Annotated in this window: 18 protein-coding genes; 13 read left to right on the forward strand and 5 right to left on the reverse strand. The window is 63.1% G+C overall.

Going from position 1 to position 22,021, the window contains the following annotated elements; all coding sequences use genetic code 11:
• The first annotated feature begins 142 nt into the window (after positions 1-142).
• Positions 143-1,747: an AbgT family transporter gene (locus tag B3B04_RS06815; protein WP_292041295.1), complete on the forward strand. Its 1,605-nt coding sequence runs from the start codon at positions 143-145 to the stop codon at positions 1,745-1,747.
• A 67-nt stretch (positions 1,748-1,814) separates the two neighbouring features.
• On the opposite strand, the gene B3B04_RS06820 is transcribed toward B3B04_RS06815, so the two are convergent.
• Positions 1,815-2,723 (reverse strand): acyl-CoA thioesterase, encoded by a 909-nt coding sequence (locus tag B3B04_RS06820; protein WP_292041296.1) that lies wholly within the window; start codon positions 2,721-2,723, stop codon positions 1,815-1,817.
• A 441-nt stretch (positions 2,724-3,164) separates the two neighbouring features.
• Here B3B04_RS06820 and B3B04_RS06825 point away from each other — a divergent pair, with 441 nt between their 5' ends.
• The 5 genes from B3B04_RS06825 (at position 3,165) to leuA (ending at position 11,901) form a co-directional block, all read left to right on the forward strand.
• Positions 3,165-6,146 carry a TonB-dependent receptor domain-containing protein gene (locus B3B04_RS06825; RefSeq protein WP_292041297.1) on the forward strand — a complete coding sequence of 994 codons (2,982 nt, stop codon included), beginning with the start codon at positions 3,165-3,167 and terminating at the stop codon, positions 6,144-6,146.
• A gap of 119 nt (positions 6,147-6,265) precedes the next feature.
• Positions 6,266-7,564: a metal-dependent hydrolase family protein gene (locus B3B04_RS06830; RefSeq protein ID WP_292041299.1), complete on the forward strand. Its 1,299-nt coding sequence runs from the start codon at positions 6,266-6,268 to the stop codon at positions 7,562-7,564.
• A 168-nt stretch (positions 7,565-7,732) separates the two neighbouring features.
• Complete coding sequence (locus tag B3B04_RS06835; protein ID WP_292041301.1) at positions 7,733-9,049, forward strand: Hsp70 family protein; 1,317 nt, start codon at positions 7,733-7,735, stop codon at positions 9,047-9,049.
• Positions 9,050-9,178: 129 nt separating this feature from the next.
• Complete coding sequence (locus B3B04_RS06840; protein ID WP_292041304.1) at positions 9,179-9,862, forward strand: hypothetical protein; 684 nt, start codon at positions 9,179-9,181, stop codon at positions 9,860-9,862.
• Between the two features lie 341 nt (positions 9,863-10,203).
• Positions 10,204-11,901, forward strand: coding sequence for a 2-isopropylmalate synthase (gene leuA, locus B3B04_RS06845; RefSeq protein WP_292041307.1), 1,698 nt, complete (start codon positions 10,204-10,206; stop codon positions 11,899-11,901).
• 6 nt (positions 11,902-11,907) lie between these two features.
• Here the strand turns inward: leuA and B3B04_RS06850 are convergent, their stop codons facing one another.
• A complete protein-coding gene (locus B3B04_RS06850) occupies positions 11,908-12,798 on the reverse strand; it encodes an AraC family transcriptional regulator (RefSeq protein WP_292041309.1) in 891 nt (296 codons plus the stop codon).
• A 139-nt stretch (positions 12,799-12,937) separates the two neighbouring features.
• Here B3B04_RS06850 and B3B04_RS06855 point away from each other — a divergent pair, with 139 nt between their 5' ends.
• The 4 genes from B3B04_RS06855 to B3B04_RS06870 all read left to right on the forward strand — a co-directional run bounded on the left by B3B04_RS06855 (position 12,938) and on the right by B3B04_RS06870 (position 16,481).
• The gene (locus B3B04_RS06855) at positions 12,938-13,693 is read left to right on the forward strand and encodes an SDR family NAD(P)-dependent oxidoreductase (RefSeq protein WP_292041311.1); all 756 of its coding nucleotides are present in this window, start codon (positions 12,938-12,940) and stop codon (positions 13,691-13,693) included.
• Between the two features lie 94 nt (positions 13,694-13,787).
• Positions 13,788-14,774, forward strand: a complete 987-nt coding sequence (locus tag B3B04_RS06860; protein WP_292041312.1) for a DUF4105 domain-containing protein — start codon at positions 13,788-13,790, stop codon at positions 14,772-14,774.
• A gap of 85 nt (positions 14,775-14,859) precedes the next feature.
• Positions 14,860-15,984 (forward strand): NAD(P)-dependent alcohol dehydrogenase, encoded by a 1,125-nt coding sequence (locus B3B04_RS06865; RefSeq protein WP_292041313.1) that lies wholly within the window; start codon positions 14,860-14,862, stop codon positions 15,982-15,984.
• Entirely contained in the window at positions 15,981-16,481 is a 501-nt protein-coding gene (locus tag B3B04_RS06870; protein ID WP_292041314.1) for a DUF4334 domain-containing protein, read from the forward strand. Before B3B04_RS06865 ends, B3B04_RS06870 begins: the two co-directional genes overlap by 4 nt.
• A 66-nt stretch (positions 16,482-16,547) precedes the next feature.
• Here the strand turns inward: B3B04_RS06870 and B3B04_RS06875 are convergent, their stop codons facing one another.
• Entirely contained in the window at positions 16,548-16,925 is a 378-nt protein-coding gene (locus B3B04_RS06875) for a hypothetical protein (protein WP_292041316.1), read from the reverse strand.
• Positions 16,926-17,050: 125 nt separating this feature from the next.
• On the opposite strand from B3B04_RS06875, the gene B3B04_RS06880 reads away from it, so the two are divergent.
• The 3 genes from B3B04_RS06880 to B3B04_RS06890 are packed head-to-tail and all read left to right on the forward strand — an operon-like array spanning position 17,051 to position 19,404.
• Positions 17,051-17,422, forward strand: coding sequence for a PepSY domain-containing protein (locus tag B3B04_RS06880; RefSeq protein ID WP_292041318.1), 372 nt, complete (start codon positions 17,051-17,053; stop codon positions 17,420-17,422).
• 6 nt (positions 17,423-17,428) lie between these two features.
• Complete coding sequence (locus tag B3B04_RS06885) at positions 17,429-18,088, forward strand: response regulator transcription factor (protein ID WP_292041319.1); 660 nt, start codon at positions 17,429-17,431, stop codon at positions 18,086-18,088.
• 11 nt (positions 18,089-18,099) lie between these two features.
• Positions 18,100-19,404: a sensor histidine kinase gene (locus B3B04_RS06890; RefSeq protein ID WP_292041320.1), complete on the forward strand. Its 1,305-nt coding sequence runs from the start codon at positions 18,100-18,102 to the stop codon at positions 19,402-19,404.
• Here the strand turns inward: B3B04_RS06890 and B3B04_RS06895 are convergent.
• On the reverse strand, positions 19,401-20,663 hold the full coding sequence (locus tag B3B04_RS06895) for an NAD(P)/FAD-dependent oxidoreductase (protein WP_292041321.1): 1,263 nt from the start codon (positions 20,661-20,663) through the stop codon (positions 19,401-19,403). The genes B3B04_RS06890 and B3B04_RS06895 overlap by 4 nt on opposite strands.
• On the reverse strand, positions 20,663-21,829 hold the full coding sequence (locus B3B04_RS06900) for a M24 family metallopeptidase (RefSeq protein ID WP_292041322.1): 1,167 nt from the start codon (positions 21,827-21,829) through the stop codon (positions 20,663-20,665). Before B3B04_RS06900 ends, B3B04_RS06895 begins: the two co-directional genes overlap by 1 nt.
• Positions 21,830-22,021: the final 192 nt, after the last annotated feature.

Genomic DNA, 22,021 nt, shown 5'->3' on the forward strand with positions numbered 1-22,021 from the left:
TAGCGTGGCCAAGCTATGCGCCAAGCGGACAAGATTGTCGCATTGCCTTAACCCTCGCTAGAGTTGAAAGTTCTCAATTTCCGGCGCTTCGAAGGGGAGGCGGCCGGATAATGATTGATGACCCCGACTCAAGGTTGACCGAATGCCGGACATGCAGCCCGCCGCGCCCCAAGGGGGCACGCCGCCCAAGCGCAATGCCTTCACCCGCTTTCTGGATACGGTCGAATGGCTGGGCAATCTGCTGCCGCATCCGGTGACCCTGTTCTTCCTGCTGGCTTTGGGCATGGTGCTGCTGTCGGGGGTGTTCGGATATCTGGGCGTGGCGGTTGATGACCCGCGTCCGGTCGGGGCGGCGGGCCGCTCCGAAGACGGCATGATCCGCGCCGTCTCTCTGCTGAGCGCTGATGGCGTGCGGCGGATTTTCAGCGGACTGGTCACCAATTTCACCAGCTTTGCGCCGCTGGGCGTGGTGCTGACGGCCATGCTGGGTATCGGCGTGGCGGAAAAGTCCGGCGTGCTGTCGGCGGCTGTGCGCGGCATGGTGCTGGGTGCGTCCAAGAATGTGGTTACGGTGGTGATCGTGTTCGCGGGCGTGATGTCCAACACTGCGTCGGAGCTGGGCTATGTGGTACTGATCCCGCTGGCCGGCGCGGTCTATTATTCGCTGGGGCGTCACCCGCTGGCGGGTATGGCGGCGGCCTTTGCCGGTGTGTCGGGCGGCTATTCGGCCAACCTTCTAATCGGCACGATTGATCCGCTGCTGGCCGGTATCACCGAAGAGGCGGCGCGCCTGATTGACCCGACCTATTCGGTGACGGCCACGGCCAACTACTATTTCATGGCCATCTCGGTGTTCATGGTCACCCTCGTGGGCTGGGCCGTCAGCACCTATATCGTCGAGCCCAAACTGGGTGCCTATAACAAGGAAGACGCCGATCCGACCGTGTTGGAAGGTGCCACCGCCGATCCGCTGACCCATCAGGAGAAGAAGGGTCTGAAATGGGCGGGTCTGGCTTTCCTTGGCGTGCTGGCGCTGATGGCCCTCACCATCCTGCCGTCATGGGGCGTGTTGCGTGATCCGGTGACGGGCGATGCCATGCGCTCGCCCTTCTTCAGCGGGTTTGCCGTCTGGATTCTGATCTTCTTCCTGGCCATCGGCTGGGCCTATGGCCGCGTCGTGGGCACGGTGAAGAACGACCGCGACGTGATTGACGGCATGGCGCAGGCCATGACCTCGCTGGGCCTGTATCTGGTCATCATCTTCTTTGCGGCCCAGTTCGTGGCCTTCTTCAACTGGTCCAACATCGGCTCGATCACGGCGGTGAAGGGCGCTCAGGGGCTGCAGGCGCTGGGCCTGACCGGACCGGTTATCTTCATCGGCTTTATTCTGATCTGCTGTTTCGTGAACCTGATGATCGGTTCGGCCTCGGCACAGTGGGCGATGACGGCCCCGATCTTTGTGCCCATGCTGATGCTGTTGGGCTATTCGCCGGAACTGATTCAAGCGGCCTATCGGATCGGGGATTCCACCACCAACATCATCACCCCGATGATGAGCTATTTCGGCCTGATCCTCGCGTGGGCGGTCAGGTACGACAAGAAGGTCGGCATCGGCACCATGATCGCGATGATGCTGCCGTACTCCATCTTCTTCACCATCATCTGGACGATCATGTTCTTCGTCTGGGTCTTCGGCTTTGGCCTGCCGGTCGGGCCCGGTGCGCCGACCTATTACAGCCTGGGCTAAGCGCCGAAAGAAAAAGCCCCCGCCGTTTGCGAACGGCGGGGGCTTTGTTTTGGAGCCGATGGCTTGATCAGGCGCGCGGCTTACGCTGGCGGATAAGGCCTTCTTGGGCCACGCTGGCGACGAGGCGGCCATCACGGGTGAAGATCTGGCCACGGTTATAGCCGCGAGCACCCGAGGCCGAAGGGCTGTCGGTGACATACAGCAGCCAGTCGTCGGCGCGGAAATCTCCGTGGAACCAGACGGCGTGGTCCAGACTGGCGATCTGGAATTGGGGGTCCAGATAGCTGATGGCGTGAGGCTGGCCACAGGTGCTGAGCAGGGTCATGTCCGACGCATAGGCCAGAATGGCGCGGTGCATCGTTTCTTCGTCGCCGATGGGCGCGACGGTGCGGAACCACGAGGCGTGACGCGGCTCGGCGGGAACGGGGGCCAGCGGATTGCGCTGATAGACGTGACGGAACTCCAGCGGGCGCGGGCGCAGCACATAGGACTTCAGATGGTCCGGCACCATGTGGGCATTGGCGCGCCACAGCTCTGCCTCGCTGATGAGATCTTCCGGCGGAGCGACGTCCGGCATGGTGTCCTGATGTTCAAAGCCCTCTTCGGGGACCTGAAACGACAGCAGCATGTTCAGGATAGGCTCGCCGCCTTGCGAGGCAATCACGCGGCGGGTCGCAAAGGTGCGGCCATCATGATCGCGCGCCACGCGATAGATGATCGGACGCCCCTCTTCGCCGGGGCGCATGAAGTAGCAGTGCAGCGAGTGGCAGCGGCGACCCTCGACGGTCAGTTGGGCGGCCTGAAGGGCCTGCGCCACCACCTGACCGCCATAGACCCGACCTTTGCCGCCGGGCAGGGGAATGCCGCGATACAGGTCCGTGTCCAGCGTTTCGACCGTCAGCAAATCGATCAGCCCTTCCACCCGCGCGGGGGCCGAAGGTGAAGACGGATCGTTCGGAGAAGGCAGTTCAGTCATGGGAGGGCGTTTCTGATTGGGGAGGCCCGTATCATCAGGCCTGTATGCCCGCCGTGCAAGACAAGCCGCTATGCTGACGTAGCGGAACCCCTTTTCGCTTATGCCGAATATTCCATGCCTGGATTGTCTGATGGAGAATAAAATTTGCCAACGGGGCAGAATTTTAAACCATCCAGAGTTTTTCGGTCAGCAGCACCACTTTAAGGCGATGCGCATTTTTTATCCCATATTGTTTCGACTAAAACTCGAATTATCGCCTCTCATTTCTTCAACGGCGCGAATAGAGAAAATATTTTTCTGTATACTATTGTCTTCCTTCGTTCGTTGAACGCATATTTTCGTCAGTACGCATTTGTTGGAGACCCCCGTAGTGAGGGGGCTCGACTTTTGTCAGAGGGAAGGATGCCGATGCGCCTTAGGGGTAATCAAAATACGCGACGCGTGGCCTATCGCACGCTTCTGGCTGGGGCGTGTGCCTATACCGCGCTGGCTGCCGGTGTGGCCCATGCGCAGGATGCCTTGCCCGAGGCCGAGGAAACCGTGGCCCAGGTCAGCGACATTGTGGTGACCGGTTCGCGCATCGCGCGGCGTGACTACACCTCGAACAGCCCGCTGGCGTCGGTGACGGCCGAAGCGATTGAAAACACAGGTCAGGTCACGGTTGAAAAAGCCCTGACGCAGATGCCCCAGTTTGCCGGTGCGCAAGGCCAGAGCACCTCGGGTTCATCCTCGACCTCACTGAATGGCGGTCAGGCCTATGCTAGTCTTCGCGGTCTGGGCTCCAAGCGCACCTTGATCCTGCTGGACGGCAAACGCTTGCAGCCATCGAACCCTGATGGTTCGGTCGATCTGAACATCATCCCCGAAGCCCTGATCGGCAATGTGGAAGTCATCACCGGCGGTGCCTCGACCGCCTATGGTTCGGATGCGACCGCCGGTGTGGTCAACTTCCGCCTGAAGAACGATTTCCAAGGCGTCACGCTCGCGTCGCAGTACGGCATTTCCGACTATGGCGACGGCGAGAGCTTCCGCGTATCGGTGACGGCAGGGGATCGCTTTGCCGAGGGGCGTGGCCGCGCGGTGATCTCGCTGGACTATTCGATGCGCGAGCGCGCCTTCCAGTCCGAGCGTGACTATTATTTCCGCCGTAACCGCGAATCCAACACCGCCATTGTGGCGCAGGGTTCGGCCCTGTTCGGCGCAAACCGGCCGACTTTGGCGGCCATCAACGATATCTTCGTCGGCCAGTACGGCACCGATCCGGTTCAGGGCTCGGCGGGCTTCTATAATGGCCAGATCGGCTTCAACACCGTTGATGGCTCCCTGTTTAATCTGGCGGGCACCTCGCCGGTGATGAACCTGCGCGATCCGGAGACTGACGGGGCCTATCTGTCGGCGGGCGGCAACAACATGCTGTACGGCTGGACCGGCAACATCGTCCAGAACGACAACGAGCGCTATTCGCTGTTCTCGCGGGTGGACTATGACATCACCCAGAACATCAGCGGCTATATCCAGGGCTCGCTGACCAGCTATGAGTCCGAGGGTGTGTTCAATCCGACGCTGGCGGGTCTGGCCTATGCGCTGACGGTGCCGGCGTCGAACCCCTATATCAGCAATGACTTCCGCCACATCCTGAACTCGCGCGCCGATCCGGACGCGGATTTCACCTTCTGGAAGGACCTCGATTTCGCGGGTCCGCGCCTGCAGAACTATGCCTATGACGTCTATCAGTTCATCGGCGGCCTGTCGGGTCAGGTGGGCATCAAGGACTGGACGTGGGAAGCCTATGCCAGCGCATCGAAGGCCAAATTCCTGAACACCCAGGTCGGCGGCGTCTCGCGCGATGCGATGACCGACCTGCTGTACAGCCCGACCGGCGGTAACGAGTTCTGCGCCGGTGGACTGAACCCGTTCGGCAACCACACGCCCTCGGCCGAGTGCATCAACTATGTGGTGCGCAAGACCACCAACACCAATGAGCTAACCCAGCGCATGGCCGAGGCCTCGGTCACCGGTTCGCTGTTCGAACTGCCTGCGGGCGAGGTGCGTTTCGCGGCGGGTGTCGGCTATCGTTACAACCACTTCGAGTTCGTACCGGACGCGCAACTGAGCCGCCCGGACGGGACCAGCGACGTATTGGGTTATGCGCCGCTGTGGGCGTCATCGGGCGAGGTGGATTCCACCGAGGTCTTTGCCGAGGTCCTCGTGCCGCTGCTGAAGGATTTGCCCTTCATCCAGTCGCTGGAGATGGAGTTCGGCTATCGCTACTCCGACTATAGCTCGGTGGGTGGCGTGCAGGCCTATAAGGCCGATCTGAACTGGCAGGTGAACGACATCTTCCGACTACGCGGCGGCTATAACCGCGCTGTGCGTGCGCCGAGCGTCGGCGAGCTGTTCGCCCCCATCTCGACCGCTACGGTGGGTATCGGCACGCCCACGGCGGCCAACACCGATGGTGATCCGTGTGATGTTCGCTCCTCCTTCCGTCAGGGTCCGAACGGCCAGCAGGTCGCCGATCTGTGCGTGGCTCTGGGCGTGCCCGAAGCTCTGATCGACACCTATCAGTTTGGTGCCGCGCAAGTGTTCGCCCTGACCGGCGGCAACCCAGATCTGGAAGAGGAAACCGCCGACACCTATTCGTTCGGCACCGTGATCCAGCCGCAGTTCTCGTCGCCGTGGCTGAGCAACATCTCGGCCTCGATCGACTGGTACAAGATCGAGGTGGCCGATGCCGTCGGTACGCTGGGTGTCGGTAACGCCATCCGTTATTGCTTCAACGATGGCGGCAACAACCCGACCTATGACGCCAACAACTACTATTGTCAGCTACAGGACCGCAGCACGGTCGACGGCAATATGGTCAATCCGTTGCAGCCGCTGCTGAACCTCGGCGCGTTCAATGTGACGGGTGTGGACCTGCAGGTGGACTGGCGTCTGCATCTGGCCGATCTGGGTTTTGGCGATACCGGCAGCCTCGCCTTTGGCACCACCGTGTCCTATCTGGACAGCTTCGAGATTCAGGCCCTGCCGGGTGCGCCTGTGTACGACTATGTCGGCACCTGGGGCACGGCCATCGAGGCCAATGCCGGTCAGGCCCACCCCGAGTGGAAGGCCGTCAGCAGCGTCACCTATTCGCGCGATCGCTGGAACGTCGGCCTGCGCTGGCGTCATACGTCCGAGATGATCAACTCGGCGCGCGTGACCTCGCCCACCAGCACGACGCGCGGTGTGGATGCCTATGACGTGTTCGATCTGAACGCCCGCGTCGATCTGCCGTTCGACACTACGGTACGCTTCACCGTCACCAATCTGCTGAACGAGGAGCCGCCGCAGGTCGGCAATGTGCGCGGGACCTATGACCCGCAGAACTATGACGTTCTGGGCCGCTACTACTCGGTCGCGGTGAGCAAGAAATTCTAACGACTTCGGGCCGGAGCGAATGTTCCGGCCCCTTCGCGTTTTCCGGTGGACGAGGGTGCACCGGAAATTTGAGTATCCAGTCTTGGGGCGGCGCCTGATGCGCCGCGGAGGAGGAAACCATGAAACTGACCCTGAAGAAGAGCTGGGCCGTTGGTCTGGCCGCCGCATTGATGGCATCTGCCGGCGCAGCATCGGCACAGGACCTGTCCTATATCCACGCCGGTCGCCTGCTGGCCGATCCGGCCACAGGCCGCGTGACCGAGCGCCAGACGCTGGTCATCGAGAACGGCAAGGTCAAGGAAATCCGCGACGGCTTCGTCGGTGAAGGCAATGTCATCGACCTGTCGAACAAGTTCGTGCTGCCGGGCTTCATCGACAGCCACGTCCACCTCGGCAACCAGCAGGGCGACGGTGACCGCGCCAGCCGCTTCACCAACACGGCGGCCGATGCGGCCCTGCGCGGCGCTCAATACGCCAAGATTACTCTGGAAGCCGGTTTTACCACTGTGGCCGACCTCGGCGGCAACACCGACGCGGTGATCGGCCTGCGCAATGCAGTGGCCCAAGGCCGCGTTCCGGGTCCGCGCATTCTAGCTTCGGCCGGTGGCGTCACCCCGCACGGTGGTCACGGCGATGCTAACGGCGTCTCGGAAGCCTTTGTGCCGCTGATGCGCTCGACCGGCGTTTGCTCGGGTCCGGACGACTGCCGTCGCGCCGTGCGTGAACGCGTGCGTTCGGGCGCCGATGTGATCAAGATCACCGCCACCGGCGGCGTTCTGTCCGACACCGGTGCAGGCCTGAACCAACAGTTCTCGCAAGCCGAGCTGGAAGCCATCGTCGAGACCGCCCACTTTATGGGCCGTCGCGTGACCGCCCACGCCCACGGCACGGACGGTATCAACAGCTTCCTGCGCGCTGGCGGTGACTCCATCGAGCATGGCACCTATCTGGACGACGAATCCATCCGCCTGTTCAAGCAAGGCAACCGCTATCTGGTGCCGACCCTGTTGGCCGGCGAGTTCGTGGCTCAGGAAGCGGCCCGTCCGGGCACCTTCTTCACCCCGAACCAGCGCCAAAAGGCTTTGGAAGCCGGTCCGCTGATGCTGGACATGGCGCGCCGCGCCCATGCGGCTGGCGTCAAGATCGCCTTTGGCACCGATAACGGCGTGGCCCCGCACGGCACCAATGCCCGCGAGTTCCAGCTGTATGTCCAAGCCGGCATGACCCCGCTGCAGGCCATTCAGACCGCCACCATCAATGCCGCTGACCACTTCCAGCTGGGCAATGAAATCGGTCGCGTGACCCCGGGCTATGCCGCCGACATCATCGCGGTTGAAGGCGACCCGCTGCAGGACGTCGCCACCCTGATGAACGTCAACTTCGTCATGCGCGCCGGCAAGGTGTTCAAGAACCAGTAATCGCAGCCTTCCGGTTGTGAGAGCGTGGGGCCGTCTCTGTCAGGGGCGGCCCTTTTCTTTGGTCATTGGACATTTGGCAGGGGGCGCCGCCGCGCGTTTTGCGCTAGGGGGAGCGCCCCCTTTTGGTCTGCGCGCGGCGGCGATGCGGACAGATTTGAAAGACCCGGCGTGACGTCTTCTGCCCTGACTATCGGTATCGACTTTGGCACCACCAACACTGTGCTGGCGCTTAGCGGCGGACAGGGGCAGTCGGCGGTGGTGACGCTGAAGGCTCCGCAGGGCGAGGTCTCGGGTTTTCGCTCGGCACTGGGATTCCAGCTGATCCCCGCCGCTGACGGTTCGGCACCCGAGCGTGTGATTACGGCGGGGCCGTGGGCGGTGGAGACCTATCTGGAAGATCCGCTGGAGACGCGCTTCATCCAGTCGTTCAAAAACTTTGCCGCCAGTGCCGCCTTTAGCGAAACGGTCATCGACGGTCGCCGCTACAAGTTTGAAGACCTGCTGGCCGTCTTCCTGAAACAGGTGCGCGAGCATGCGGGCGAGGCGCTGACCGACCTGCCGCCGCGCGTGATCGTGGGGCGCCCCGTGACCTTTGCGGGCGGCAACCCTAACGAGGCGCTGGCGCTGGAACGCTATGAGGCGGCGTTTGCGCAGGTGGGCTTTAGCGACATACGCTATGCCTATGAGCCGGTAGGCGCGGCCTTCTTTTTCGCCCGCCAACTGACTCAGGCGGCGACCGTGCTGGTGGCCGACTTTGGCGGCGGTACGTCCGACTTTTCCATCATCCGTTTCGAGCCGACTCCGGAGGGCTTGCGGTCGGTGCCTCTGGGCCGCGCGGGTGTGGGCATCGCGGGCGACGCGTTCGACTATCGCATCATCGACCAGTTGGTGTCGCCGCAGCTGGGGAAGGGCACGACCTATACGGCCATGGGCAAGACCCTGCCGGTGCCCCAGCGCTATTACACCGCCTTTGCCAAATGGGAGCAGCTGGCCCTGCTGCGCGCATCGCGCGACATGAAGGACATTCGCGGACTGGTCCGCAGTGCCGACGAGCCGGAAAAGATCGAGCGTCTGGTCGAGGTGCTGGACGAGAACTATGGCTATGCCCTTTATCAGTCGGTGTCGGCGCTGAAGATCGCCTTGTCGTCGCAAGAACAGGCGCAGTTTGTGTTCAGCGCAGGCGATGTGGACATTCGCGCCGATGTCAGCCGCGAGACGTTCGAGGGCTGGATCGCGCCGGAACTGGCCGCCATGCAGGATGCCGTCGATCTGGCACTGGAGCGTGCGGGCTTGCAGGCCGATCAGATCGAGCGGGTCTTCCTGACGGGGGGCACATCATTTGTGCCTGCCGTGCGCCGCATCTTTACCGACCGCTTTAGCGCCGAGCGTATCGAGAGCGGTAGCGAGTTTGAATCCATCGCATCGGGTTTGGCGCTGATCGGGCAAGAGGCCGATCTGGACCTGTGGAGCGAGAAAAAGCGTTAAGGGGCGTGCCCGCCTTTGTAGAATCTCGTGGCGCGAGCGCGGCCGTAATATTACGGTAAAGACTTCAGCAAGCAGTAACGCCCGGGCGGTCGTTGGTGCGATCGCATCGGGTAGTCAATGTTCGGTCAAATGTCCTCATCGTCTCGTGTTATGGCACCGGAAACGCCATGGTCACGGGTCAAGCGTTTTGCGATTGCGGCTTCGCCCGCTTTAGCGGTGATCATTGTCTGTCTGGCCGTGGCGCTGGCGTTCAGCCTTTCGCTGGGCCCGCGTGCCCTGCAACTGACCCAGGAAGGCGGCCCGATCGAGATCGCTACGGTGGTTCTGTACGCGGCGGTGCTGATTGCAGGTCTGGCTTTGTGGCGACGCGGCATTCAGGCGGCGACTTTGGTGTCCTTGGCGGCGCTGTTGATGGGGTTGCGCGAAATGGACGCGCACAAGGCCTTCACCACCTATGGCGTATTCAAAACGCGCCTTTATGTGAGCCCCGACGTTCCCCTGCTGGAAAAAGTGCTGGCAGGCGGCGCGGTGCTGGTTCTGATCATTCTGGTGGGTCTGGCCGCACGTTCGGCGTGGCGTTCCATGCGAGGCCGGGGATCGCCCGCTGTGTTGACCTTGGGCGCGCTGGTGGCATTCGGCATCTTTCTCAAGGAGATGGATGGCTTTCCGCGCAAGCTTGCCGACGTCGGCCTGATGTTGGAGCCCGCGGTCCTGGCGGTCAGCAAGGCGGTCGAGGAGACGGGAGAGCTGGGGCTGCCTGTCCTTTTGGGCCTTGCGCTTTGGCAACTGTGCCAAGAGCGGCGCCACGCCTGAGCCCCGAAACGCGCCGCGCGATTTAAGGACGTTCTGCCCTGAAACCGGCATTAGAAACGGCAAATATTTCCCGACTTTTTGGGATTTTGCTTCTGGGTACCGGCTTTAGCTGGATGTCGGGTTTTTTATGCTAACGTATATAAGTTGGCATCTAATAATCGGGTAGATTTTTGCGGCGCACTATCTTATGGGTGCGTCGATGGTTGAGAAACTTGCACATGCAGGCGTCGCCCTTGGGCGACTTATGAGTGGCCGCCGGGGTTAACGGCTGCCTCGGTGGCGACGTGTCTTCGCCGCACATCTCCCATTGAATAATCTGCTTGCCCAAGAGAGGCGCATTCATGCTGCGCGACCCCTCGGTTAAATACCGTCCGTTTCCCCAGATCGATCTGAAGGACCGCCAGTGGCCTTCGCGTACCATCACCAAGGCACCGCGCTGGCTGTCGACCGATCTGCGCGACGGTAATCAGGCCCTGATCGACCCGATGGATGCTGCCAAGAAGCAGCGCTTCTTCGACATGCTGGTCAAGATCGGCCTGAAGGAGATCGAGGTGGGCTTCCCGTCTGCGGGTGCGACCGAGTTCGACTTTATCTCGGGTCTGGTGCGCCAGAACCGCATTCCCGAGGATGTGATGGTGCAGGTGCTGACCCAGTCGCGCCGTGACCTGATCCAGAAGACGTTTGAATCGCTGGAAGGCGCGCGCAACGCCACTGTCCACCTGTACAACGCCGTCTCGCCCGCATGGCGCGAAGTGGTGTTCAACATGGACCGCGCGGGCGTCAAAGCCTTGGCCATCGAAGGCGCAAAGATGTTGCGCGAAGAGGCCGAAAAGCGCCCCGACACCGATTGGCGGTTCGAATACTCGCCGGAAACCTTCTCGACCGCAGAGCTGGATTTCAGCTTGGAGGTCTGTGAGGCAGTTCAGGATATTCTGGAACCGACGGTCGAAAAGCCGCTGATTTTCAACCTGCCCGCCACGGTCGAGTGCTCGACCCCCAACATCTATGCCGACCAGATTGAGTGGATGATCAAGAACCTGTCGCGTCGCGAGCAGGTGATCATTTCACTGCATCCGCATAACGACCGTGGCACGGGCGTGGCCGCTGCCGAGCTGGGTTTGATGGCCGGTGCCGACCGTATCGAGGGCTGTATCTTCGGTAATGGCGAGCGTACCGGCAACGTCGATCTGGTGACGCTGGCGCTGAATATGTACACGCAGGGCGTCTCGCCGGAGCTGGACTTCTCCAATATGGAAGAGATCGTCCAGACGGTTGAGTACTGCAACCAGATCCCTGTCCACCCGCGTCATCCCTATGCGGGGGAGCTGGTGTTCACGGCCTTCTCGGGCTCGCACCAGGATGCGATCAAGAAGGGCTTTGAAGCCCAAGAGAAGCGCAACGACCAGATCTGGAACGTGCCTTATCTGCCGATCGATCCGGCGGACATCGGGGCCAGCTATGAGGCCGTCATCCGCGTGAACTCGCAGTCCGGCAAGGGCGGCATGGCGTGGGTGCTGCAACAGGACAAGGGTCTGAAATTGCCCAAGGCCATGCAGGCCGATTTCAGCCGCGCGGTCCAGAAACTGGCCGACGAAACCAGCCGCGAACTGACCAGTGCCGACATCTGGGATGCTTTCAAAAAGACCTATCGCGTCGAAGGTCCGCAGCAGTTCGAACTGATGACCTTTGCCGAGCATGGCATCGCCAAGAGTGACGGCCAGCGTGTGTTCACCGGCGACGTGAAGATCGGCCACAAGGTGCAGCAGATCACGGGGCGCGGTAACGGCCTGATCTCGGCCCTGCTGGACGGTATGCGCGAGGCGGGTGGTCCCGCGTTCGAGATTGTCGACTATCAGGAACACGCCATCGGCGCGGGCACGGACGCCAGAGCCGCCGCCTATGTCCAATGCCGCACGGCGGACGGTCAGGTCGTGTTCGGCTTTGGTATGGATTCCGACGTGGCTACCGCCTCGGCCCGCGCTGTCATCAGCGCGGCCAATACGGCATCGGAACGTCAATCGGCCAAGGCGGCGGCCTGATCTCTATTAGGCAATCTGTGCTTGGGCGCGCCGGTCCTTGGCGGGCGGCGCGCCGAACATGCGGGCGTAGTCGCGCGTGAACTGCGGAATGCTTTCATAGCCGACGCCATAGGCGGTATCGGCTATGGAGGCTCCCCGCGTGAGCAGTTTCCGGCGCGCCTCGATCAGCCGTAGCTGTTTTTGAAACTGTAGCGGCGTCAGCGTCGTGATCTGTTTGAAATGCTGGTGGAAGGCCGAGGGCCTCATGCCCGCAGTCTCGGCCAGTTGTTCTATGCGCAGAGTTTGGTTGTAGCGACTACGGATCAGGCTCACCGTGCGGGCGATGCGGTGGTGGTGGCTATGGGTCATGCCGAGGTGCCGGATGCCCGCGCCATGTGCTCCGCTCAGCAGCCAGAAATGCAGCTCTCTGATCAGACCCTCCTGCAGGATGGGCAAAGCGGCTGGACGATCGAGCAAGTCCAGTAACCGCCGGGCGGCGTCGGCCATCTCGGGCGTCGTGGTTTGGCTGCGCACCGCGTGCCCGCCATCGGGCAGGCCGTCGATCTCGAGCAAAAGCGGCTCTATCACCGCAGGGTTCAGGTCGATGATAATGGACACATAGGGCTTGTCGGCACTGGCCCGCATCACCTGACTGATGGTCGGCACATCTGCCGCGATCAGAAGGGAATCCCCCGGCTTCAGATGGGTCGTGCGAGACCCTGCCGTCACCTGTTTTTCACCTTGAAGCACCAGAGCCACCATGGGCGCGGGGATGTCGTGCGTCAGAGGAGAGGGCTGGATTTCACGCACGATGGACAGGCCCGGAATGGGCGTTGCCAGCTTGCCCTCGGCCATTCCATGGGCGTCCAGTTGGCGGCGGGCCAAATCATAAAGCCGGTGAGGGACGGGCGTATTCATGAGCCTAGGCTACGCCCGGATATGGGAGGCGAACAATGGTGTTGGAGGATCGGGCAAGGCTTAGCCACGATCCGGCAATTAGGAGCGGCGTTGATCCGGCAGGGTGTGGTCATCGCAAAGCCCCTCAAGGAGCCTGACCATGAAGACCATCACCCTGATCACCGGCGGCAGCCGTGGCCTTGGCCGTAACACCGCCCTGAGCGTCGCCCGTCGCGGCGGCGATGTCATCATCACCTATCGGGCCGACACGAATGCGGCCGCGCAGGTGGTGGCCGAGATCGAAGCCATGGGCCGCAAGGCCGTCGCCCTGCCGCTGGATGTTTCCGACGTGGCCGGCTTTGCCCGCTTTCGCGACGAGGTGGCGCGGACGCTGCAAACAGTTTGGGGCCGCGACAGCTTTGACCACCTGATCAACAATGCCGGTCACGGCGACATGGCTCCGTTTGTGGAGACGTCTGTGTCCGCCTTTGATGCCCTGTTCGGCGTGCATGTGCGCGGGGTCTTTTTCCTGACCCAGACCCTCGCCGGAATGCTGGCCAACGGGGGGCGGATCATCAACTTCTCCTCGGGCCTGACACGGATCGCGGGCGAAGGCTTTTCGGCCTATGCGGCGGCCAAGGGCGCGATCGAGGTGCTGACGCATTATATGGCCAAGGAACTGGCCCCGCGACGGATTACGGCCAATGTGGTCGCCCCCGGGGCCATCGAGACGGATTTTCTGGGCGGTGCCGTGCGTGACACGCCGGAATATAACGACGCCTTTGCATCTATGACGGCGCTGGGCCGCGTCGGCGTGCCGGACGATATCGGCCCTGCGGTGGCCAATCTGTTGGATCCGGCCCACCGCTGGATGACGGCACAGCGTATCGAAATCTCCGGCGGCCAGTCGATCTGACGTCTCGGCCTGCAACCCTGTCCGGCTTTCAGCAGTTGTGCCACGATCCGCACGCGCTAACGTCGTGTGGAAGTGAAGTCGGGCAGGGTCTGGGATGTCTGTTGAATACCGCGCGCAAGGGCGTCGTTGGCCAGTGCTGGCTGTGGCTTTGTCAACACTGGTGCTGGCGTGGACGGCGGCGGCCCTGTGGTTCCAGTTTCCGGCTGTGCGGTGGTTGGCGTTCGTACTTCCGCTTGTACTGCTGGCGGGCCTTATAGCCCTGTCGTTCAAGGGGCGGCGCGCGGCGTGGCTGGGGCTGGCGGCGATTGTGGTGGGTGTGGGGGCGTGGTTCGGCGCGCTGCAACCGCGGCAGGACCGCGACTGGGCACCGGATGTGGCGCGCGGTGTGACCTCGCGCGTCGAGGGCACGAAGGTGCATTTGACCGATGTACGCGATTTCGGCTGGATCACGCGCGATGAGGCGGATGAGCGCTGGATCGGCACGACGGTCGATCTGCAGCAGCTTCAAACAGTCGATCTGGTGATGACCACATGGGGCAGTTCGCACATCGCCCACACCATGCTCAGCTTTGGTTTTGCCGATGGGCAGTATGTAGTCCTGTCGGCTGAAATCCGGCGCGAGGCGGATGAGGCGTTTTCCGAACTGGGCGGTTTTTTCAAACAGTTTGAACTGGTTCTGATTGCCGCGACCGAGCAGGACATTGTGCGCCTGCGCACCCATGCGCGGGCTGATCAGGTGTCGCTGTACCGTCTGGAGATGACGCCCGAGCAGCGTCGCCAGCTATTCCTGTCCTATCTGGAACTGGGCAATGATCTGGACCGCAAGCCGCGCTGGTACCAGACCGTCACCACCAACTGCACCACGGTGATCTGGCGGCTGGCGCGTCTGGTGGCCCCCGGTATTCCGCTGGACTGGCGGGTTCTGCTGTCAGGTCATGTGCCGGACTATCTGTACGACATCGGCGTCATCGCCAACGACCGCGCGCTGGGTGACATCAAACAATCGGCACGGATTACCGCCAAGGCGCAGGCGCTGCCCAGAGACATCGACTATTCCCGAGGTATCCGGCAGGGACTTTAGGTCCGCGCTGGCAGGCGAACCTGTCAGTATCGCTAGGTTGGAAGGCGGGGACTCTCGCGGCAGGTTGTGCCTCCAGAAGCGGGAGGTGTCGGCTGTGTTAAAGACCGTGGCGGCCGTGGTGGAACAGCCCAAGGGTCCGTTCGTCTTGCGGGAGGTCGAACTGGAAGCGCCCCGTCCGGATGAGGTGCGCGTGCGCCTGCACGCTGTGGGGATATGTCATACCGATCTGGTGCACCGCGACGGCCATGGGGCCTTTGGCCTGCCTGCCGTACTGGGTCATGAAGGCGCGGGTATCATTGAGGCAGTAGGCGAACAGGTATCGCGCGTCAGTGTGGGCGAGCGTGTGGTGCTCAGTTTTCATGCCTGTCGCCAATGTGCGGCCTGCCGCAACGCGCGACCCGCCTATTGTGCCGAAGCCTTTGCCGGCAATTTTTCCGGTGCCCGACCGGACGGAAGCCGACCCGTGCGACTGGAGGGGCGCGAAGTGGGCAGTGCCTTTTTCGGTCAGTCCTCATTCGCGCGCCATGCCATTGTCGCGGCCCGCAATGTGGTGAAGGTGCCGGATGACCTTTCGCTGGAACGTCTGGCCCCGTTAGGATGCGGACTGCAAACCGGTGCCGGTGCGGTGTTGAACACATTGCAGTTAAAGGCCGGTCAGTCTCTGGCCGTGTTTGGCGCAGGGGCTGTGGGACTGGCGGCGATCATGGCGGCCAAGGCGGTGGGCGCGGGACCGATCCTCGCCATAGATATCCGCGACGAGCGGTTGGCGCTGGCTGAACAGCTCGGGGCCGACATGACATTTCGGGGTGATCAGCCGGAATTGGCCAAGGCGATCCGACGCGCCGTGAAAGGCGGGGTGGAAGCGGCGCTGGATTGTGTAGGGGCGCAAGGTGTTCTGGCCTCGGCCTTTCAAAGTCTGGCGGTCGGCGGCACCTGCGTGCTTCTGGGTCTGCCCCGACGCGGGACAGAGGTTGGCGTCGACATGACGGCCCTGTTGCAAGGCAGGCGTCTGGTGGGATCGATTGAAGGCGATGCCGATCCACAGTCCTTCATTCCGCATCTGATCGATCTGCATCGGCAGGGACAGTTTCCGTTCGAGCAGCTGATCCGCTTTTATCCGTTCGAGGCCATAAACGAGGCGGTTCACGACATGGAGCAGGGCCGGACCGTCAAACCCGTATTGCTGATGCCGCAGGAGCAAACCCTATGACTGCTTTCCAACACGCGCTGGATCAGGGCCCAATTACACCTGAAAAGGCCTTTGCGCTGTTCGACGCTATGGCACCGGTTGATCCGGATTTTATGATCGGGGAGTGGGCGGGCGAGCCGTTTGCGACCGGACATCCGATGGACGGGGCGTTGGAGGCGACCGGCTGGCGCGGCAAGCGGTTCGACAGTGTCGACGCGGTACATCCGCTGTTGTTCGACGACGGGAAGGGCGGGACTTTTGCCGTGCATCCGGGTCGCTTTATGGGCCAACCGGCACCGGGCAAGGCCGTCGAGCGCCGCGCTGAACTGGAAACCGATCAACCCGCCGCACGCCTGCGCAGTGTATTGCATCGGGGGCAGGTGACGGCGGCCATGGTCTATGACGACCTGCCGATTATCGACATGTTCCGCCGGGTGGATGTGCGGACAGTGCTGGGCGTCATGGATATGCGGGCGATGCCCCTGCCATACTTCTTCGTGCTGCGACGAGTATCGTAAGCCTGCGTGCTCGCAAAAAAGGCCGGAGACAGCGCTCCGGCCTTTGATGTTCTGGATAGACGGCCTTTAGTCGTTGTCGACCTCGTACGAAATCACGCGGCGACCGGCCAGATCCATCTTGGCATCGATGTCCCGACCATGGCGGTCCACGCCCTCGACTTCCAGACGGCCGTCGTCACGCTCGACCTCGGTGGCGCGGACCATGCCGATGGCGCGCAGAGCCTGCACGCTCGGGCGCGGCATTCGGCCATAGCGGCGCTGGTCTTCGGCATCATCGTCCCATTCCGTTCCCGCGAAGAAGTCGCCTTGCGTGCGGGCAGGGGCGGTTTGGGCCGATGCGCGCTGCGGGGCAGCTTCCGGAGCCGATTGGGCGATTACAGGGGCGGCGGCACCGGCGGTCAGCAGGGCGGCGACGGCGGTCAAGACGGTCAGCTTGGTGTTCATGATTTTGTCCTTTCAAGTCCGCATGCTTGCGGCGATGAATGGACTATGGCGGAGGCTGGCTGACGCCCCCGTCACGCCGATCGTCAGCGAAATGTCAGCTAAGTTGGGGCATACAGCAGCGTATAATGCTCAGGTTTGTCGTCATGACGTGTGTGGCCCTGACGCTGGCAGCCTGTCAGCGCGAGGAAAGTCGTGCGCCTGACACCCCTCCGGTGTCGCCCGACATGGCGCGCGTTCACCCGTCCGAGCCTGTCACCCCGCCTACGCGTGAAAATGTACCCCCACCGGTAGACGCGCCTGAGGGATCGCGCCTGCCTCTGAAACGTATTCTGGAGATCGTTGCGCGCGTCTCGCCCGGAGAGGTGATCGAGGTCGAACTCGATGAGGACGATGACGTTGAGGTCTACGAGGTAAAGACCCTGACGCCCGAAGGCCGCGCCATCGAAACCACAGTTCATGCCCGCACGGGGCAGGTGCTGGATCGCGAAGAGGACTGATCGCCCATGCGTCTGTTGCTGGTCGAAGATGACGAGGCGATTGCCGCCGGTGTGACCCGCGCCCTGACGGCGGCGGGCTTTCTGGTGACGCCCGCGCGCGATGGCGAAGAGGCGTGGGCGCTGGGCTCTGACGAGGATTTCGATGTGGCGGTGCTGGACCTGGGCTTGCCGCGTCTGGACGGGCTGAGCGTGCTTAGGAACTGGCGCAGCGAGGGGCGCGGCTTTCCGGTGATTATTCTGTCGGCGCGCGGCAGCTGGATGGAAAAGGTCGAGGGGATTGAGGCGGGGGCCGATGACTATCTGGCCAAGCCGTTCGAGCCTGCCGAACTGGTGGCGCGGGTGCGGGCATTGGTGCGTCGCAGCGCGGGCCATGCCGAGGCGGTGCTGACGCTGGGCCGCCTGACGCTGGATACGCGCCGGATGCAAGGGGCGGTGGACGGCGCGCCGCTGACCCTGTCACCGCTGGAGTATCGCCTGTTGCATGCCTTAGCGCACGGGGGCGGGCGTCCGTTGTCGGCGGGGGAGCTGTCCGAAACCCTGCATGGCGTGGACTCGGTAGATGCCAATGCCATCGAGGCGCTGGTGGCGCGGCTGCGTCGCAAGGTCGGGGCGGGGATCATCGAGACCCGCCGTGGCTTTGGCTATTATCTGGCAGGCACGCTGTAATCGTGCGCTCTTTGGCCATCCGTTTGCTGGCTGTGGCGGGGGGCATGATTGCCCTTGCGCTGGTGGTCGGCTGGCTGGTGCTGGGGTTCCTGTTTGAGCGCCATTCGGAGCGGCAGTTGCAGGCCGAGCTGGAACGCCACGGTCTGTCTCTGATCTCGGCCCTGTCGCTGGATGCGGGGGGCAAGCCGGTGCTGTCGGGACAGCCGTTTGATCCGCGCTTTGGTCGTCCGGCCAGCGGTCTTTACTGGCGCATTTCCACGGATGCAGGCGATCTCCGCTCGCGCTCCTTATGGGACGGGCAGTTGCCGCAAGGACCCGCCTTGCCTGCGCGCGGATGGGGGGCCTATCAAGGCGATGGGCCCTATGAGCCGCGCGTGCTGACCATTGCGCGCGAAGTGCAGTTGGAGCCGGACGGGCCGCAGGTGCGGATCGAGGTGGCGGCGGACAGGGCCGACCTGATGGCGGCACGCTCGGCCTTCGGACGCGAGACGTCGGTCTTCTTGCTGGTGCTGTGGGGCGTGATGGCACTGGCCGTGTGGGTGCAGGTGAAACTGGGTCTGGCCCCGCTGGATCGGGTACGGCGGGAGCTGGACCGGATGCGGGCCGAGCCGACAGCGCGATTGGTCCCTGAAACCCATCCGCTGGAGGTGCGGCCTTTGACCGAGGCGGTGAATGCGCTGGCGCAGGCCCGGGCGCGCGATGTGCAAAGGGCGCGCGAAAAGGCGCGCGATCTGGCCCATGCCCTCAAGACGCCCCTGACGGCGCTGAGATTGCAGGCCGAAGAGCTGCCGGACGCACAACGTCAGTCACTGGGGCAGAGCCTCAACCTGCTGCAGGGGGCGGTCGAGGCCGAGCTGGCGCGTGGTGAGGCGCTGGAACACGGGAAACAGACCCAAGGCGCGGCAGTGGTGGAACGCCTGATGGCCGTGCTGAAACGCACGCCGGATGGCGCAGAGCTGTTGTGGGACAATGCCGTGCCGCAGGGGCTGATGCTGCCGATGGGCGAGGCGGCTCTATTGGAAGTCTTGGGCGCGGTCATGGAAAACGCGGCCCGCTTTGCCCGTACGACGGTGCGGGTGACAGCGCAGGCGGACGGCCAGCGCCGCTCGCTGACCGTCGCCGATGACGGGCCGGGCATTGCCGAGGACCAGATGGCCGAGGCCCTGCGGCGCGGGCGACGGTTGGACGAAACGCACGGCCAGAGCGGTCTGGGGCTGGCTATCGCGCTGGACCGGATGCAGGCCACTGATGGCGACCTGATCCTGTCGCGGTCCGATCTGGGCGGGCTGGCTGTGACCTTGGTGTGGGACGCCTAGCGCGCCTTGGCGAAGCGCTCGATCTTGAGCGATGACAGCCAGTGTGGCTGCTCTTGGTTGACGATCAGGCCTTCCATGATTTCCGCCGTCTCCGCCGCCAAGGTCAGGCCCAGATGCTGGTGGCCAAAGGCGTAATAGACCTGCGGGGCCTGATCCAACTGGCCGATGGCGGGCAGATAGTCGGGCAGGGTCGGGCGCGGGCCGCACCAGCGGTCCGGCTGGGCCGAGAACTGGATGCCCAGACCCTTGAGCCGGTCCTCGATCCATTTCCACTTGCGCGGATCGGGCGGGGCGGACGGATCGCCGAACTCGACATGGCTGCTGGCGCGAAGGCCGCCGGTAAAGCGCGACACCACCAAGGGGCTGTCCTCGAATACGGTCAGGGGCAGGTCGGCTGGCCAGTTGTGTTCGGCAGACTGGACCGAATAGCCGCGCTCGCCGATGACCGGAGCCTTGACCCCCATGGAAGCCATCAGCGAGGCCGACCATGCGCCCGCCGCTACCACAATGGCGTGGCTTTCGATAAAGCCGCCATCGGCCAGTGTCAGGGTGACACCGCCATCGTGCGGGGTGATGGTAGAGACATTGCCGGTCCGGACCTGACCGCCCTTGGCAGTAAAGGCCGCGCGCAGGGCCTCGACCACGCGGATCGGTTCGCTGACCTGTCCGGTGCCGGTAAAGGCCAGACCGCCTGATGGAGGGCGGTTCAACACGGCCTCATAGGCTTCCAGCTCAAAGGCCTCTAGCGGGCGGGTGGTCGTCGAGACCTTGCGGGCCTGATCCCAGGCGGCCACGCCGGCTGTGGCGCGTTCGGGCGTCATCCACACCACATTGTGGCCCGCAGGGCGGACCAGATCGCTCGGAGCCTTGGCTAGAGATACCATCCGCGCCCACGCGCCCAAGGGATCATGCAGCAGTTTGGATAGCAGATAGGCCCCGCGCTCGACATGAACGGGGCGCGAGGCAGTGACGAACTGCATCGCCCACGGGGCCCACAGGGCGGCGTCGCGCAGGCGAAAATCCAGCGGACCCTGAAAGGCAAACAGGCGTCCTGCCGCGCTCAGCAGGGTTTGGCTGGAGGGCATGGGGTCGCCCTGTTCCGCGGCGATATGGCCGATGTTCCCAAAGGAAGCGGCGCGGCGCGGATCGCCATTGTCGATCAGCAGGACGTCAAGGCCAGCGTTTTGCAGGCGAAGCGCAATGGCGCTGCCGACCACACCGCCGCCGATGACGGTAAAGCTACGCGGTGTGCGGGTCATTAGGCGGTCTCGCCGAACGGCTGTTCGAGGCTGAAGGCGGGCGGGGTGAACCAGCGCGGGCCGTCTTCGGTCATGTAGAAATGGTCTTCCAGACGCACGCCGAACTGGCCGGGAATGACGATCATCGGCTCATTGGAAAAGCACATGCCCGCCTGCAATGGCGTGCGGTCGCCGCGCACCAGATTGGGGCTTTCGTGGATATCCAGACCGATGCCGTGGCCGGTGCGGTGGGGCAGTCCGGGCAGCTGGTAGTCCGGTCCGTAACCGCGCGCGGTCAGCAGGTCGCGGGCGGCGGCATCGACGCTTTCGCACGGGGCACCGAGGCGGGCGGCGTTGAACGCGGCCAGTTGGGCGTCTTTCTCGTCCTGCCACACGCGGGCAAAGGACGGCGTCGGGTCGCCGAACGCATAGGTGCGGGTGATGTCGGAGTGATAGCCGTCGATTTCCGTGCCTGTATCGATCAGCACCACATCGCCTGACTGAAGCGCCGGATCGCCGCTGCCGCCGTGGGGCAGGCTGGTGTCCACGCCAAAGGAGACGATGCAGAAGTAGGAGCCATGGCCCGCCAGTTTGCGGTGTTCCGTGTCGATGAAGGCCACCACTTCCGACGCGCGGGTGCCTTTATAGAGCTGGGCATGGGCGCGCTTTTGCACTTCCAGAGTGATGGTCTTGGCGCGCTGCAGGATGGCGATTTCGGCGGGTGATTTAATGCTGCGTAGCGCCGTAATAATCGACCCGCCACTGATAATCCGCTCATGGCCCAGCGTGCGCGCCAGCCCGAACAGGGTGAAGGCGGCCAGCTGATCGTCTACCGCCAGCTTGGCATTCGGTGACAGGCGCGCAGCGATCACCGCGTGCGGATCGTGCTCCTCTTCCCACGTGAAGATATCGCCGCCGATGCAGCCCTCCTCGGCGAGAATCTGCTCGAACTTTTCCTGCTCGAAACGCGGGCAGACGATGTCCACCGTGCCGTCATCGTGGATCAGCGCGCCGCTGAAGCGCTCGGACGGTGACCACACCAAGCCGGTGAAATAGCGCAGGGACTCCGATGCGCCCAGCAAGACAGCACTGACGCCATAAGCGGCCATGCGACGGGTGAGAGTCTCGATGCGCTGCTGGCGTTCTGTGGCGCTGATGGGGGCGGCGGTAGGGGCGCTAAAGGCCAAGCTCTTGGCTCCAAAAGTATATTGTATCCGATCTTGGATCATGCTCTTTCTAACAACGCCGGTCGACAAGGCCAAGGGGCATCCACGCTATCGGGAGGGGTAGGTCGTGATTATTTTGGGTATTCAGATTGCGTTGGCGTTATTGGCGCTGAACTTTGCGTTTCAATTGATACGGACAGCGCGATCCAAAGG

The sequence above is a fragment of the Brevundimonas sp. UBA5713 genome, from assembly GCF_002419815.1.
Lineage (GTDB): Bacteria > Pseudomonadota > Alphaproteobacteria > Caulobacterales > Caulobacteraceae > Brevundimonas.

What these genes read in the sequence shown, in the direction of transcription:
- B3B04_RS06860 (WP_292041312.1), top strand. Translation starts at nt 13,788, where the DNA reads ATGTCTGTTGAATACCGCGCGCAAGGGCGTCGTTGGCCAGTGCTGGCT.
- B3B04_RS06840 (WP_292041304.1), top strand. Translation starts at nt 9,179, where the DNA reads ATGTCCTCATCGTCTCGTGTTATGGCACCGGAAACGCCATGGTCACGG.
- B3B04_RS06885 (WP_292041319.1), top strand. Translation starts at nt 17,429, where the DNA reads ATGCGTCTGTTGCTGGTCGAAGATGACGAGGCGATTGCCGCCGGTGTG.
- leuA (WP_292041307.1), top strand. Translation starts at nt 10,204, where the DNA reads ATGCTGCGCGACCCCTCGGTTAAATACCGTCCGTTTCCCCAGATCGAT.
- B3B04_RS06830 (WP_292041299.1), top strand. Translation starts at nt 6,266, where the DNA reads ATGAAACTGACCCTGAAGAAGAGCTGGGCCGTTGGTCTGGCCGCCGCA.
- B3B04_RS06875 (WP_292041316.1), bottom strand. Translation starts at nt 16,925, where the DNA reads ATGAACACCAAGCTGACCGTCTTGACCGCCGTCGCCGCCCTGCTGACC.
- B3B04_RS06880 (WP_292041318.1), top strand. Translation starts at nt 17,051, where the DNA reads ATGCTCAGGTTTGTCGTCATGACGTGTGTGGCCCTGACGCTGGCAGCC.
- B3B04_RS06870 (WP_292041314.1), top strand. Translation starts at nt 15,981, where the DNA reads ATGACTGCTTTCCAACACGCGCTGGATCAGGGCCCAATTACACCTGAA.
- B3B04_RS06820 (WP_292041296.1), bottom strand. Translation starts at nt 2,723, where the DNA reads ATGACTGAACTGCCTTCTCCGAACGATCCGTCTTCACCTTCGGCCCCC.
- B3B04_RS06895 (WP_292041321.1), bottom strand. Translation starts at nt 20,663, where the DNA reads ATGACCCGCACACCGCGTAGCTTTACCGTCATCGGCGGCGGTGTGGTC.
- B3B04_RS06850 (WP_292041309.1), bottom strand. Translation starts at nt 12,798, where the DNA reads ATGAATACGCCCGTCCCTCACCGGCTTTATGATTTGGCCCGCCGCCAA.
- B3B04_RS06815 (WP_292041295.1), top strand. Translation starts at nt 143, where the DNA reads ATGCCGGACATGCAGCCCGCCGCGCCCCAAGGGGGCACGCCGCCCAAG.
- B3B04_RS06855 (WP_292041311.1), top strand. Translation starts at nt 12,938, where the DNA reads ATGAAGACCATCACCCTGATCACCGGCGGCAGCCGTGGCCTTGGCCGT.